Annotated in this window: 12 protein-coding genes; 9 read left to right on the top strand and 3 right to left on the bottom strand. The window is 57.0% G+C overall.

All coding sequences use genetic code 11. The features are described from left to right. Positions 1-99: 99 nt before the first annotated feature. The 3 genes from W02_RS05520 to W02_RS05510 form a co-directional block, all read right to left on the bottom strand. Complete coding sequence (locus tag W02_RS05520; protein ID WP_173045574.1) at positions 100-828, bottom strand: Crp/Fnr family transcriptional regulator; 729 nt, start codon at positions 826-828, stop codon at positions 100-102. Further along, positions 797-2,662 carry a transketolase gene (locus tag W02_RS05515; RefSeq protein ID WP_197742147.1) on the bottom strand — a complete coding sequence of 622 codons (1,866 nt, stop codon included), beginning with the start codon at positions 2,660-2,662 and terminating at the stop codon, positions 797-799. Before W02_RS05515 ends, W02_RS05520 begins: the two co-directional genes overlap by 32 nt. A gap of 158 nt (positions 2,663-2,820) precedes the next feature. Next, positions 2,821-3,252 (bottom strand): Rrf2 family transcriptional regulator, encoded by a 432-nt coding sequence (locus W02_RS05510; protein WP_173045572.1) that lies wholly within the window; start codon positions 3,250-3,252, stop codon positions 2,821-2,823. A 261-nt stretch (positions 3,253-3,513) separates the two neighbouring features. Here W02_RS05510 and W02_RS05505 point away from each other — a divergent pair, with 261 nt between their 5' ends. The 9 genes from W02_RS05505 (at position 3,514) to W02_RS05465 (ending at position 15,190) form a co-directional block, all read left to right on the top strand. Then, entirely contained in the window at positions 3,514-4,452 is a 939-nt protein-coding gene (locus W02_RS05505; RefSeq protein WP_173045570.1) for a glycine--tRNA ligase subunit alpha, read from the top strand. Continuing rightward, the gene (gene glyS, locus W02_RS05500) at positions 4,449-6,632 is read left to right on the top strand and encodes a glycine--tRNA ligase subunit beta (RefSeq protein ID WP_173045568.1); all 2,184 of its coding nucleotides are present in this window, start codon (positions 4,449-4,451) and stop codon (positions 6,630-6,632) included. Before W02_RS05505 ends, glyS begins: the two co-directional genes overlap by 4 nt. A gap of 38 nt (positions 6,633-6,670) precedes the next feature. Next, positions 6,671-7,168, top strand: coding sequence for a hypothetical protein (locus W02_RS05495; RefSeq protein ID WP_173045566.1), 498 nt, complete (start codon positions 6,671-6,673; stop codon positions 7,166-7,168). A 39-nt stretch (positions 7,169-7,207) separates the two neighbouring features. Beyond that, the gene (ppdK, locus tag W02_RS05490; RefSeq protein ID WP_173045564.1) at positions 7,208-10,009 is read left to right on the top strand and encodes a pyruvate, phosphate dikinase; all 2,802 of its coding nucleotides are present in this window, start codon (positions 7,208-7,210) and stop codon (positions 10,007-10,009) included. Next, positions 10,006-11,124, top strand: coding sequence for a bifunctional diaminohydroxyphosphoribosylaminopyrimidine deaminase/5-amino-6-(5-phosphoribosylamino)uracil reductase RibD (gene ribD / locus W02_RS05485; RefSeq protein ID WP_232068657.1), 1,119 nt, complete (start codon positions 10,006-10,008; stop codon positions 11,122-11,124). The genes ppdK and ribD overlap by 4 nt, the downstream gene beginning before the upstream one ends. Beyond that, entirely contained in the window at positions 11,121-12,407 is a 1,287-nt protein-coding gene (locus W02_RS05480; RefSeq protein ID WP_173045562.1) for a hypothetical protein, read from the top strand. Before ribD ends, W02_RS05480 begins: the two co-directional genes overlap by 4 nt. Next, a complete protein-coding gene (locus W02_RS05475; protein ID WP_173045559.1) occupies positions 12,404-13,225 on the top strand; it encodes a hypothetical protein in 822 nt (273 codons plus the stop codon). The genes W02_RS05480 and W02_RS05475 overlap by 4 nt, the downstream gene beginning before the upstream one ends. Beyond that, complete coding sequence (locus W02_RS05470) at positions 13,222-14,391, top strand: MFS transporter (RefSeq protein WP_173045557.1); 1,170 nt, start codon at positions 13,222-13,224, stop codon at positions 14,389-14,391. Before W02_RS05475 ends, W02_RS05470 begins: the two co-directional genes overlap by 4 nt. Before the next feature lie 145 nt (positions 14,392-14,536). Then, positions 14,537-15,190: a riboflavin synthase gene (locus W02_RS05465; protein WP_173045555.1), complete on the top strand. Its 654-nt coding sequence runs from the start codon at positions 14,537-14,539 to the stop codon at positions 15,188-15,190. Positions 15,191-15,405 lie beyond the last annotated feature (215 nt).

Below are 15,405 nucleotides of genomic sequence, written 5' to 3'. Positions count from 1 at the left end.
GTAGGAGGATATCGGACGCGGGCCGATAAAAACATGACACCGGTCATGTTTTTGAGTCCGCGCCGTGAAATCGAGCGGAAATGACGATTATCAGCGAATTCAGGTCGAAACGAGGGATTTGAGCCGCTCGATATCGCGGATCACCAAGCGGTTCGCGGTGCCGGAGACCAGGCGGTCTCGTTTGAAACGTCCCATAATGCGTATGGCGGTTTCCGTGGTGGTGCCGACCATGTTGGCCATATCCTCACGGGTGAGGCGGACCGTCAGGCGAACCCCGAGCGGGTCCTTGACCCCGCTGCGGAGGCCGAAATCCACGAGGAGTGCGGCAAGACGCTGATCGGCTCGATCGAGCGCCAACACCTTGGCTTTTTCCTGGGCTTCGTGCAGACGAGTTCCCAAATACTTGATCACTTCCATCGCCGCATCGGGATTGCGCCGCAACATGTCGAAATAGGATTTCTTCTTCATGCGAAGGACGCTCACATTCCCCATGGGTCTGGCGGTGCCTGGATGGCGTCCTCCGTCGAATGCGGCCGCATCGCAACAGAAGAGATCTCCCGGCATGAGCATCTTCAACGTACATTCACGGCCTTCGGACGAAGACTTGACACACTTCACGGTTCCTTCCTTGACGATGTGGAAGTATTCGGTCGGATCGCCCTCGCGGAAGATGAAGTCATTCTTTCCGTAGTGCGTTTCGCTCAATTCCTTGAGCATCCGCTGGCGATCCGATCCGGACAAAATATTCAGGAGAGGAATGTGAGACAGTCCGTGGGTGGGGGCCGTGATCGACTGGTTACTTGATGATTTGTTTTGCCGCTTCGACAATGGATCCCGCTCCGATGCCAAAGTGGTTGACCAGCTCTTCCGGTTTTCCGCTGTGTGGAATCGAACGGACCGCGAGCTTATGGACTTTGATGCCTTCCGGTCCGACGGCGCTCAAGACCGCATCACCCAATCCACCGTGGGCGTAATGGTCTTCCACGGTGAGCAACCGCCCGTGCGTCGCCCTGGCGCTATCCAGCAGCGTGGTCTGGTCGATCGGCACGATGCTATACAGATCAATCACGCGCACCATGATGCCGGCCGCCTTCAATTGGTCGTACGCCTTCAAGGCCTCGAACAACGTTACGCCGGCTCCTACGATCGTCAGGGCGTCCGACGCGCTCTGCCTGAGGACTTTTGATCCGCCGATCTGAAAAGATTCCTGGGCGCCGTAGAGGACCGGAGATTTCGGACGTCCGGCTCGAATGTACACCATGCCTTTATGCTGCGCGGCCAATTCGACCAGCCGATACGTGCAGGTGCCGTCGGAGGGGTACAAGACGGTCACTCCAGGCTGGGCGGCCATCATGGCGATGTCTTCCAGCCCCATCTGAGACGGGCCGTCTTCTCCGATACTCACCCCGACGTGCGTCCCCACGAGCTTGATGTTGGATTGGCTGATCGCCGCCATGCGGACGAAATCGTAGGCCCGGGAGAAAAAGGCCGCAAAGGTGGCGACGAACGGAATCTTTCCGCAGGCGGCGAGGCCGGCGGCCGCACCGAGCATGTTCTGTTCGGCGATGAAATTCTCGAAGAACCGGTTCGGGAATTTCTTGCCGAATTTGTCGGTGTAGGTCGAATTCTTGACGTCGGCGTCGAGGGCAACGACGGAGGGATTGGCGCCTCCGAGAGCTTCGAGCGCGATCCCAAACGCTTCCCGAGTGGCCGCCGCTTCGCCGATCTTGTATGGCGGAGGAGGCAGCGCCGTGGCGGCAGTCGGATGCGGGGCCGGTGCGGACGGTTTTGCGATCGAAACCGGCGTGCCGTTGGGCTTCAATTGTCCGTTGAGTTCCGCGAGCGCCTTCTGCGTGTCTTCCCCTTTGGGAATCGGCTTGCCATGCCAATTTGGATGATCTTCGATAAACGAAATGCCTTTGCCCTTATAGGTTTTGGCCAGGAGGATCGTGGGTTTGCCCTTGGTGCGGGAAGCCTCGTCAAAGGCGGCCACCAATGCGGAGATGTCGTGACCATCGACGACGATCGCATGCCATCCGAATCCGGACCATCGTGCCTGATACATGGCCATGTCGTGCTGCAACATGGTCGGGTCGCTCTGTCCGAGCCGGTTCACGTCGATGATCGCGCAGAGATTGTCGAGTTTGTGTTGGCGGGCGAGATCGGCCGCCTCCCAGACGGATCCCTCGACGGATTCTCCGTCGCCCATCAGCACGTAGGTTCGGTGATCGAGCGCATCGACGTATTTGGCGTTGAGCGCGATGCCGATTCCAACGGGCAATCCTTGCCCCAGAGAGCCGGTCGCCATATCGACAAAAGACAGACGGGGAGTCGGATGCCCCTCCAGGTCCGAATGCAGCGTGCGGAGCTTGAGCAATTCGCTTTTGGGGAACAAGCCGGCCTCAGCCCATGCGGCATAGAGAAGCGGGGCGGCGTGACCTTTGGAAAGAACGAATCGATCGCTGTTCGGGGTCTTGGGATTTTTCGGGTCATATCGCATGACGGAAAAGAAGAGGACGGCGACGATGTCGGCGGCGGAACAGCAGCTTGACGGATGGCCACTGCCGGCTTCACTGGTCGCCTTCACGCTCTCGATCCGCAGGTGCGTGGCCTTATTGTGCAGCTCGGTAAGCATTGCTGGTGAAGTCGCTGGGCTGGCCATCGGAACTCCTTTCGGGCTTGAACAAGGTTGCCGTTGAGCATGCACTCCCGCCATCGATGGCGATACGGCGAAATTCGAGGCTAACAAACCGGATGGGAGGGAGTCAATGAAAGAAGGAGCGCACGAACGTAGCGAGGATGAGAACGAGATGATTCATGTCAGATGGGTCGATGGCCGGCGGCGAAATCATTGAGCGAGTAGTTATCGAGAATGTCGGCAATCGCATCGCGAACGGTTCCCATCACCCGCTGCACCGGACATTGTGGTTTGTCGGTGTAGGGACAGTCCGAGCATTTCTGGTACGCCGTCTTACTCACGCATCCGATCGGCGCCAGCGGCCCGTCGAGAATGCGGATGACTTGTCCGAGGGTTATGTCGTCGGGCGATTTGATCAACTGGTATCCGCCGTTCATACCCCGGCGGCTGGAGAGCAGCCCGGCCCGTTTCAGGGCCAGCAGGATTTGTTCGAGAAATTCAACAGGAATATGCTGTCGAGAAGCAATTTCGTGACGCTGCAGCGATTTTCCTTGTACGGTCGTGAGTTCGAGCAAGGCCCTCAGCCCATACTCGCTTTTTTTCGACAGCTTCATGAAATGTAATTAGGAAAGTGAGTTAATCAAGAATGCGGACAATAGAGGAGGCCTTGATATTCGTCAAGCGAGAGACGGGAATTGCTCCACCATTCCGCTATTAAGTGCAGCTGGGGCCGGTCTTTGGATGAAATGCGAGATGATGTGCAACTCCTTGATCTGTGAGGAAGTTTATTGACAGTCTCAAGTAATTCCTGCTAATTTTTGGTTCCTTTTCCACGTTCTACGCTGAAAATTCCAAATCAAGGTGGACATCGCATCGTGACCTTCCAGGACCTCATCCTGACCCTCAACCGTTTTTGGGCCGACCGCGGCTGCGTCATTCATCAACCCTATGATCTTGAGATGGGTGCCGGAACGTTTCATCCCGCCACATTTCTGCGATCGCTCGGCCCGGAACCGTGGCGGGCGGCCTACCCGCAGGCCTGCCGGAGGCCCGCGGACGGACGGTACGGAGAAAATCCCAACCGGATGCAGCACTACTATCAATATCAAGTCGTGTTGAAGCCTGCTCCGGACAATATCCAGGATATGTATCTCGAAAGCCTGGCGACCCTGGGCATTGATCCGAAACGGCACGACATTCGGTTTATTCAGGATGACTGGGAGTCGCCGACGCTTGGTGCCTGGGGACTGGGATGGGAAGTGCGCCTCGACGGCATGGAAATCACGCAGTTCACCTATTTCCAGGAAATCGGGGGCATCGAATTGGCCCCCATCACCGGTGAGATCACCTATGGCACCGAACGTATCGCGATGTATCTGCAACAGGTGAACAAGGTCTATGACCTCGCCTGGAACGACTGGGCGACGTACGGCGATATCCATCATGAGACTGAAGTGCAGTTCTCACGATACAATTTCGAAGAAGCCGGCGTGGATATGTTGATGAATGCCTTTCAGGCCTGCGAGGCCGAATGCAAACGGCTCCTCGACCAGTCCGATCGACGACTCACGTTGCCCGCCTACGATTACTGCATCAAATCTTCACACGCCTTCAATCTCCTGGATGCACGTGGCGCGATCAGCGTGGCGGAACGGACCGGATATATCGCCCGCGTGCGGGCATTGGCAAGGCGCTGCGCCGAGCGCTACATCGAAGAACGGGCGGCCATGGGACACCCGCTGATTGAGCGCGAGAAATCTGCCGGACGGACTCGGCCGAGAACCAACTCCGGAACTGTGGCAAGCCGGTCATGAACAAAAAGTCGAAGATGAACTCGAACAAGAAGTCGAAAAAGAAGATGGCTCAGCGTGAGGGCCAGTCGTCAGGAACGGCTGAGTTGCTGCTTGAGATCGGGGTCGAGGAATTGCCGTATCAGTTCATTGCGCCGGCGCTGTCCGAGCTGGAAAAGCAGGCTGCTTTCTTTTTTAGTTTTCACAAGATTCAAGACAACGATTCTATCAAAACCTACGCAACTCCAAGGCGGCTTGTATTGGTTGTTGAGCGCCTATCAACTTTCACGGATCCCAGCAATATTCAGGGGCCATCGAAGTCCGTAGCTTTCGATCAAGCTGGATTACCGACCAAAGCAGCAATTGGTTTCGCTAAAGGCCAAGGCGTGGAGGTCGAGAGTTTGCAAGTCGGGCAAACACCAAAAGGCCAATATGTCTATGCAGTTAAGCCAGGACGCTCGACCGAAATAGTCCTGCCCGAAATACTGCCACAAATTGTCGCTGAACTGTCATTTCCTAAGGCGATGAAGTGGACCGAGGGTGGTATGCGCTTCGCCAGGCCTATTCGATGGTTGGTGGCCCTATTAGACGGCAAGCTACTACAGAAGATAGAGATTGCGGGAGTCAAGGCCAGCAATCGGACATTTGGCCATCGTGTCATGGGCGGCGGAAAATCGATCGTTGTGCGTGACTATGACAGTTACAATAAGAGTCTTAAACGAGCAGGTGTGATGGTCGATCCAGCCAGGCGCCGGGTTATTATACAAGACCAACTTGATAAGCTCTGTACCCAGGGTCGAGTCAGTTTAAACCCGGACGAGGCACTAATCGACCAAGCCGTGTTCACAACGGAATGGCCTCATGCAGTAATGGGAAACTTCAAGGCCGACTATCTGGCTGTACCGTCAGAAATTCTCATGACTTCTATGAAGGAGCATCAAGGGTTCTTCTCTGTCCGGGAGAAGAACACAGAAAAACTGGCCCCTCATTTTATTGCCGTGGTGAACAATCAACCGAAGTATATCTCAGTAATTCGGGCTGGTAATGAGCGGGTGTTGGCGGCCAGACTGGCGGACGCAAAATTCTTTTTTGACGAGGACCGCAAGACCAGCCTCGAAGAACGGGCGAGGAAACTTGGAGGAGTGACGTTCCATCAAAAACTAGGCACGATGGCAGAGAAGCAAGAGCGCATAGGCAAGCTGGTCACTTACGTGGTATCAAAATTTAATGACGATCCGTCGATGTTTGATTTCACTATCCCGTGTCGCAGAGCGGCCAGGTTGTGCAAGGCGGACTTAATCACGAATGTTGTTGGAGAGTTCCCTGAGCTGCAAGGAATTATGGGGGGAGAGTATGCCAAGCATGATGGGGAGTCAGAAAATGTGTGGAAAGCCATAAGGGATCAATATCTCCCCCGTGGTATGGAAGGGGAATTGCCAGAAACTTTAGAGGGACTGGCACTCTCGCTTGCTGATAAGCTCGATACGATCGTTGCTTTTTTTCACGCTGGAATTGTTCCTCGCGGATCAGAGGATCCTTATGCACTGAGACGTCATGCTCTTTCTATTGTCCGCATAATAATCGAAGGAAATCTGAGAGTAGACTTGGTTGAGCTTGTCCGTGCTGCTGAAGAAATCGTAGGAGAAAGTATTACTTCTCAACCATCACTGCTAAATAGTCCGCTGAGTTTTATTTTTGAACGGTTCAAATTTTATGCTGGAATAAAGTACGTGAAACGCGACGATGTTATGTCAGCAGTATGCGACAACGCTTATTCTCGAAGGCCAATCGATTTATTGGATATTCTTGAGAAAATGAAGGATTTGCAAAGGGTGTCTTCTAGACCCGAATTCGATCCTCTGATGATTGGATTTAAGCGTGCATCCCGTATTGTCGAGAAAGAAAAATGGTCCCGGCAACCGGTCGAGCCAAGTTTATTTGTGGATTCATCTGAGCAGGAATTGCATAGTCAGGTTTTGAAAGTCTCCGTGGACTTACCAATTCATATGAAAAATAGGCAATACGATCAGGCTCTCAATCGCCTTGTTGGGCTCAAGCCTGGCATCGACGCGTTTTTTGCAGAAGTGATGGTGAACGCAGAGGATCAGCAGCTCAGGAGCAACCGGCTGTCGTTGCTCAAGGACGTTGAAGAATTGTTCAAGTCGTTCGCGGACTTTTCCCGTATTGTGGTACAAGGAAGTTAGCGTTTCGTGGACGTTCGGTGTGTGCAGTGAGGTGAGTGATGGACTCTTCCTTCGCTCCGACTCGATCCGCTCTTGAAGAGGACCGCCGGTCCAAGCAAGTCCGCCGGTACTCGATAGCCGTGACCCTCGGGCTGATCGTGTTTTGCAATCTGGTGTTGTTGTTCGGCGTGTGGGTCAGCGGCGTCAATCTGGATGAGCTTGTCACCGCTCCCGATCTTTTCAACGCCAAACAGGACGTGTGTCTTCGGCTGACATGGGAACGGGTCGCCGGCGCGGCTGAACCGGTGCGTCTCTGCTCCGAATGGATCAATCTCGCCGATCCGTCAGGCAAACCGCATCAACTCGCGAAGGACATTAGAGTCCGGCAGGGACCGGACGGCCACTACTATTTCGATCAGGGCGTCCGTCCGGATTTCCGGCTGTTGGGCCTCGTCCTGTTCGTCGGGGCCGTCCTCTTGTCTGGCATGTGGGCAAGGCGATATCTTGTGGCTCGCTATCGGCTACACCTCAGCGCGGTGGCATCCCGCATTTCCTAAATTTCTTCATTGACCGTGGAGCGGAAGGAGAGAGTACGCGTGGCAAAGAAATATGTGTTCTATTTCGGCGATGGAAAGGCCGAGGGTACTTCCAACATGAAGGAGCTGCTTGGCGGCAAGGGAGCGGGATTGGCCGAAATGACGAACCTGGGCATCTCGGTCCCCCCCGGCTTCACGATCTCGACGGAAGCCTGTGTCGAATACTACAATCTTGGAAAGAAATATCCTTCAGGCATGTGGGACGCGGCGTTGCAATCTCTCAAACGCGTCGAGCGGTCGATGGGGATGGGGTTCGGCAATCCTGAGCGTCCGCTCTTGGTGTCGGTCCGTTCCGGCGCACGGGCATCGATGCCCGGCATGATGGACACGGTCCTGAACGTCGGCCTTACGACCAAGACCGTCGAAGGGCTGGCCGCCAAGACCCGTAACGATCGGTTCGCCCAGGACAGTTACCGCCGATTCGTCTCCATGTTCGGCAGCATCGTCATGGGCGTGCCGCGCGAGCATTTCGAAGCCATTCTCAAACACAAAAAAACAGAGGTCGGCGTCACGCACGAGACGCATCTGGACGCCCGGCATCTTCGCGAGCTCGTTGCCAGCTTCAAGGCGCTGGTCAAGGAAGAGACGAAGAAGGACTTCCCCGATGAACCGCTCGATCAACTGCGCATGGCGATCAACGCGGTATTTTCTTCTTGGTTCGGCGCGCGGGCGATCACCTATCGGAGACTCTATGGAATTCCGGATTCGTGGGGCACGGCGGTCAATGTGGTCGCGATGGTCTTCGGGAACATGGGGGAAACGAGCGGTACCGGGGTCGCATTCACGCGCAGTCCGAGTTCGGGTGATAAGGCCTTCTTCGGCGAATGTCTCATGAACGCCCAAGGCGAGGACGTCGTGGCGGGGATCAGGACTCCGCTGCCGGTCAATGCCCTCGCGAAGAACGTTCCCGACGCGTACAAAGAATTGGAGCACACCTATAAGAAGCTCGAAAAGCATTATCGCGACATGCTCGACCTGGAGTTCACCATCCAGGAAGGCAAGCTGTACATGCTGCAGACCCGCGTCGGCAAGCGGACCGGGATTGCGGCGGTGAAGATTGCCGTCGATATGGTGAAGGAAGGCGCGATTTCAAAACAGGAAGCCGTCCAGCGCATCGGCCCCGATCAGCTTGCCCAGTATCTCTATCCGATATTCGATACGAAAGAAGAGTCCAAGGCCAATCCGCTCGGAAAGGGGCTGCCGGCCGGACCTGGCGCGGCGGCGGGAAAGATCGCCCTGACGCCGGATCGGGCGGTCGAAATGAAAGCTTCCGGCAACCGCGTTGTCCTGGTCCGGCAGGAAACGAGCCCCGATGATATTCACGGGATGAATGCGGCGGCGGGATTTCTCACGGCGCGAGGCGGCATGACGTCCCATGCGGCCGTGGTGGCACGCCAGATGGGCAAGGTGTGCGTTGCGGGCTGTGAATCGGTGGATGTGCTCGACAGTCAGACGGTCAAGATCGGCGCCAAGACGTTCCGTGAAGGCGATTTCCTCTCCGTCAACGGATCCACCGGGAACGTGTACGAAGGGGATATTCCGGTCGTCGAATCGGAGATTATCCAGGTCATCCAGGGGAAACTGGACCCAAAACAATCGGACAAATACCAACGGTTTGCGACGATCCTGTCCTGGGCCGACAACATTCGCAGACTCCGCGTTCGGGCCAATGCCGATGTGCCGGAGCAGGCGAAGATTGCCAGAGGGTTCGGCGCGGAAGGTATCGGACTCTGCCGAACCGAACACATGTTTTTCTCCGATGATCGAATCCCGATCATGCAGAAAATGATTCTGGCGAGGACGAAGGAAGAACGCGAGAAGTCCCTGGATCAACTCCTGCCGCTTCAGAAGCAAGATTTCATCGGCCTGTACCGTGAAATGGAAGGGTTTCCGGTCACCATCCGATTGCTCGATCCGCCGCTCCACGAGTTCCTGCCCAAGCGCGAAGAGCTGATGGTCGAGATTGCGCAGCTCGAATTGACGGGCCGCGATGGCGCCAGGCTGGAAGAAAAACGCAGACTGCTCGCGCGTGTCGAGGAGTTGCATGAATTCAATCCGATGCTGGGGCTTCGCGGCTGCCGACTGGGCATCACCATGCCCGAGATCACACGGATGCAGGCGCGGGCGATCATGGAAGCGGCCTGCGAACTCGCGAAAGAAGGAAAGAAAATCGTGCCCGAGATCATGATTCCGCTGGTGGGGATGGTCTCGGAAATGAAGTCGCAAAAAGATCTCGTGCGCGAAGTGGCTCAGGAGACGATGAAACGCTACAACGTGAAACTCTCCTATCTCGTCGGCACGATGATCGAATTGCCGCGCGCCGCAGTCACAGCAGACCGGATTGCCGAAGAAGCCGAGTTTTTTTCCTTCGGCACGAACGATCTCACGCAGACGACGTTCGGTTTTTCACGCGATGATGCGGCCAAGTTCATCGATTATTACAAGACCGTCGGCATCATGGAAACCGATCCGTTTGCCGTTCTTGACCGTGAAGGCGTCGGCTCGCTGATGAAACAGGCCATCACCGCCGGGCGTAAGACGCGGTTCGGGATCAAACTCGGTATTTGCGGCGAACATGGAGGCGATCCAAGTTCGGTCGAATTTTGCCACCAGCTTGGGCTCGACTATGTCAGCTGTTCGCCCTATCGTGTGGCGATCGCACGGCTGGCTGCCGCTCATGGTGCGCTGGCAGAGGCCGAGGCGAAGCGGTCGGCACGGACTGCCACTCCTCCGCGCGCGAAGGCGCAGACGCCCACTCGAACCGGACGCCGCCAAGTCCGGGTCTCTCGTAAGAAGCGGTGACCACCCGCACTCAGGACCTCGCGTACATGACCCTGGCTCTTCGCCTTGCGGAGAAGGGCCGGGGAACGGCGAGCCCCAATCCAATGGTCGGCGCTCTCGTCGTCAAAGGCGGCCGGATCGTCGGGCAGGCCTATCATCACCGGGCCGGCCGTCCGCATGCCGAAGTGCTCGCCATTCGGCAGGCGGGGATCCGCGCCCGGGGCGCCACTCTCTACGTGACGTTGGAACCGTGCTGTCACACTCAAAAACGGACGCCTCCCTGCGTTCCCGACATCATACGAGCGGGAATTCGGCGGGTCGTCATCGCCATGACCGACCCGAATCCCATGGTGAAAGGCCGTGGGACGGCTGCGATCCGCCGGGCGAAGTTGGCGATCACGACAGGTGTGGGACGGGCGCAGGCGGAGGCATTGAATAGGACCTATCGGCATTGGATGATGACGAAGCGTCCGCATGTGACGTTGAAGGCCGGTATGACGCTCGACGGTCAGATCGCGACGTCCACGGGTGAGTCACGATGGATCACCGGCCGGCAATCCCGCCGCGAGGTGCATCGTCTGCGTTCACAAGTCGATGCGGTACTCGTCGGCGCGGGCACGGTCATCGCCGATAATCCCTCCCTGACGGCCCGGATGGGCCGCGGGTTCATGCGGTTGAATCGCCGCCAGCCGCTGCGGGTCGTTGTGGACGGCAGAGGGCGCATACCGCTGAGTGCCAAGATACTCTCAGATCAGTGGTGCGCCAGAACGCTCGTCGCTGTGACGGCGTCGGTTCCGGCGGCTCGATTGTCGGCCTTGCGGAACAAGAAGGTCGAAACGATTGTGATCCCGGCGGCTGGAGGCCGCGTGCTCCTCCCGAAATTGCTTGCCGAGCTCGGACGCCGAGGAGTCACCTCGTTGCTTATCGAAGGGGGAAGCGAACTCAATGCCGCCATGCTGAGGGCGAAATTGGTCGATCACGTCATGATGTATGTGGCGCCGGCGCTCTTGGGTGGGGATGACGCCAGGGGCGTCATCGGAGGGAAAGCTCCCGTTCGCCTGATCGACGCGATCCGGCTTCGACGGTTCCGCTGTCGCGCCGTGGGCGCCGATATTCTGATCGAAGGAGATCTGTGAAGGCGTGGCTATGCTGTGCGGTTCTGTGTTTGACCGATCTTTGGAGCTGTCCGATAGGCTGGGCGCAAGCACCTCCAACGGATTCCGGTCTTGCCGCTCTCGTGTTTCGCTACCTCGATACCGGAGATGGCACCGAGGCCGAGTCCCTGTTAGAGAAGATTACACGGCACCCGGACGCATCGATTGAACGCCTCGTACGGGTCATTCAGACCGAGCGCTCCTATTCGAATCAACCGATCGGCACGCTGCCTGACGAAGGGGTTGTCGTGCGGGGGCGCACCTACCGGTTCTCGCTGTCTGTTCCTCTCACCTATCAGCCTTCGAAAGGGTACGGATTGGTCGTCTGCCTGCACGGTGCAGGATTTACCGGCGAAGCCTATCTCGAACGCTGGCAGTCCAGGTTGGGAGATGACTATGTGCTGGCTTGTCCCACCTATGCGGACGGCGCATGGTTCACGAAACGGGCCGAGGAACTGGTTTTGGCGACAATTCGGAACGTGCAGAGCCGGTATCACATCGATCCGGATCGTATTTTCCTGACCGGTATGTCAAACGGAGCTATCGGCACGTGGCTGATCGGCATGCACTATGCGCCGATGTTTGCAGGATTGGCCCCCATGGCCGGCGGTCTGGATCATGTGCTGATGCCGTTTCTGGCCAATCTGCGCAATACCCCTGTCTATATGATTCATGGTTCGAAGGATCAGGTGATGCCGGTCGAATTGAGCCGCTCGATTGCCGCCGAACTGACCAGGCTCGGTTATCCGCATGTCTATCGTGAGCATACGAGGGAACATCCGATGGCCGGAGGCCATTATTTCCCCCGGGAAGAATTGCCCGATCTGGTGGCATGGTTGAATCTCCGGAGAAGAGATCCGTTACCCGGGACGCTGACCGTCGTACGCGAAGGCAGCGGGTTTCAGCCTTTCAATTGGATCAGGGTGGAAGCGACGGATCCGATCGCCGTCTTTTCCGACAATCTCGTCGATAAACGGGACGATCGTATCAAGAACCGCGAATATGCCAGGCTGGAAGCCACCGTGGGGACAGATAATACGATCGTGGTTGCGGCCGAGCGGGTGCAACGGTTCAGTCTCTTCTTGAACGATCAGCTCGTCGATTTCTCCAAGCCGGTGCGGGTCACGACCAATGGGAGGATTGCCTATGAAGGCCCCGTCGTGCCTTCTCTCGTCGTACTGCTTCGGCAGGCGCGCTTGAGACAGGATCCGCGCCAGCTGTTTTCCGTTCAGCTCCCCATAGTCGTGGAGGCTGCAACGCCATGAGTTTGGTTATCGTCGGATTCAGATTGCCGCTCACAACACTTGGGGCGGTCTCTCTTATTGCCACAATGCTGATGTGGTTGCCTTTGCCGGCCTGGTCAAATACCTGTGTGTTGAAAGCCCAGCACGTCGGTCTCACGTTTCCAGTAGAGAAACTGGATCGGGAATGGACCTGCCGTCTGCAGCCGATTATTGAGGACTATACGACAGCCAACCGTATCGGGCCGTTTCGCACGGCAATGTCCGAAAGTATCTTTCAATACCTCTTGGATCATCCTCCAACCGCCGCAGCATTGATCAATAGGCTCGATCTTGGAATTTATAAAGCAGAAACGCGAGGTGACGGACTGTACTGGGGGAACGACGGGGAGGGCACCGAGGGATTGGTGCATCTTGTCTATCGGGATCGTGAATCGCGGATCTACTATCTTGAAGGAACGCATCACAGTACGCTGTTGCCGAATATCATGGGAAAGGCGGTTGTGCTGTTGAGAACGACGCCCGTGAAGGGCTCCGGTGGGACCCAGGCCATGGACACGATCTTCGTCTCGTACACGCGTTTGAACGATCGGCTGCTTTCCGGCATCGTCTCCATGCTTCGCCCCATTGTCGGATGGACCGTGACGAAGAAACTGGGCAAGGGAGTGGAGGCGGTGAATCGCCTCGGACTGGAAATGCGCCGGGATCCGGGACGGGTACTCCGTGAGGCGGCCGATCCGCCTCCGCTGCCTGAAGGAGATATCGTGTTTCTCACGCGGGCTCTGACGAGCTTGCCGGCACCGTCCGGCATGGACAGTCTGGGCGATTCAATCTCGCGATGACCTCTTCACGAAGTTTTCTGCTCATCTGCACCGTCGGCATATTCTGCTTCATCAGCTACAACATGGTGCGGATGCCGGTGCTCGCATTATTTGCCGAATCGCTTGGAGCCGGACCCGAGCGAATCGGACTCATTGTGTCCATTTCCACCTTGACGGGCGTGTTGCTGAAGCTGCCGTCGGGAGCGCTATCGGACATCTACGGCCGCCGATTCCTCTTGCGGATCGGCGTCGTGGCGTTCGGCTTGCCGCCATTTATCTATCCGTTTGTCTCGGACCTCAATACATTGGCGGGTCTCAGATTCTTTCATGGTCTGGCTACGGCGATGTTTGCTCCGAGCGCGCTCGCAACCGTGGCGGAACTCTATCGTGAGCGGCGAGGAGCGGCGCTCGGTACCTACACGGCGTGCACGCAGTCCGGATCGCTGCTCGGTCCTTTCATCGGCGGCTACCTCATCTACGGCGCTGGATTTTCCACCGCTTTCATCGCGGCGGGCATATTTGGCTGCATCGCCGTGATCCTGTTCTATAGCTTGCATCTCGATGTGGCCGTGCCGACGGTCAAAGAAAGAGGGTTGGCTGCCGTGGGAGCAGACATGTGGAAAGGCGTCGTCATCATCTTGCGAAATCGCAAGGTATTGATTACCAGCTCCACCGATGCGGCCAAGATGATTGCCAATGGGGCGCTGATGGCATTCCTGCCGCTGTACGGCCTCTCAGTCGGACTGAATCCCGGAGAGGTCGGATTGCTCTTTACGGTGCAGGCGATCACATCATTTTTCTCCAAGCCGATCATGGGCCGCGTGTCTGATCGAGTCGGCCGTCAACCGCTGATCGTGATGGGGCTCGTGATCTGCTCCGTGACGTTTGTATCCATGCCTCACGTCTCGACATTCGCCGTCCTGCTGCTCCTCTCGGCGGGGTTTGGATTTGGCGAGGCGGTTGTGTCTTCTTCGTCCTCCGCATTGGTCGCCGATAGCTCGGAGTTTAAGACGCTGGGGGCCGGCATGGGCATGCAGGGAACGATTATGGATATCGGCCATGCCAGTGGGCCACTTCTGGCCGGGTTGCTGATCGCAAACATGAGTTATGGAAGCGCTTTCGCCGTCATCGGCGGCGTGCAATTGGCTGCAGCAGCCGGCTTCTGGCTTACCATGAGGAGGCAATAGGGGGCCGGCTTCTATATAATGGAGCGGTCATGCGTGAGTTTACGGCAGGAGACACGGTCATCGGAATTGTCGCGTCGCTTGGCGTTCTCGTCTTAATCGTGGTTTTTGTCTATGTCGTTAAACAGGTGATGTCGAGGAAAGATTGATGTTTACGGGAGTCATCGAGGAAATGGGCGCCGTTGCGGTGTTGAACCGGACGCTCAACGGCACCACCATTACGATCCTGGCCTCGCACATCATGAATGAGCTGGCGGTTGGCGATAGCGTTAGTGTGAACGGCATCTGTCTGACGGTGGTCGATCGAGGAGATCGTGACTTCAGAGTCGAGGCGTCACCCGAAACCTTGTCCGTGACGACCCTTGGAAGCCTGACGGCCGGTGCGCCGGTCAATCTAGAGCGTGCCATGAAACTGAACCAGAGGATTGGCGGTCACCTGGTGGCCGGGCACGTAGAGGGCGTGGGACTCATCCGAAGCCGACAGCAGGACGGCAATGCGGTTCTTTTTGTGATCGAGGCACCGTCGGACATATTGAAGTACTGCGTGGAGAAAGGATCGATTACCGTAGACGGGATCAGCTTGACGATCAATGGTGTGTCGGACCGGTCGTTTCAAGTCTCGATCATCCCGCACACAGCGGCAGTCACGACCTTGGGGCTCAGGCAGGTGCATGATCACGTCAACCTGGAATCGGATCTGATCGGAAAATATGTCGAGCGGCTGCTTCAGGGGCGAGGCCTTCTTTCGAAGCCGACGCCGGTAGTCGATGCTGAATATCTCAAGAAACGGGGCCTGATCTAGTTGCCGCGCGTATGTGGCGGGTGTAAAGCTCGGGCTGCCTCGATGATCCTGGTTCGCTGACACATCGACCCATATCGTCGGTCCCTGCCACCGGCCGGGTGCCGAGCTATTGAGATTGCCAGGTCGCCTTTCGTGCCATCTGGAGTGTGAGGGCGACTAGTCGTGCCCGTGCCGATCGACGGAGCGATGTTCGTACCGGTTGGTGACGCGGGGAC

Source organism: Nitrospira sp. KM1 (genome assembly GCF_011405515.1).
GTDB lineage: Bacteria > Nitrospirota > Nitrospiria > Nitrospirales > Nitrospiraceae > Nitrospira_C.
Note: the sequence above shows the minus strand (reverse complement) of the source record. Positions and strands in the feature narration are given on the sequence as shown.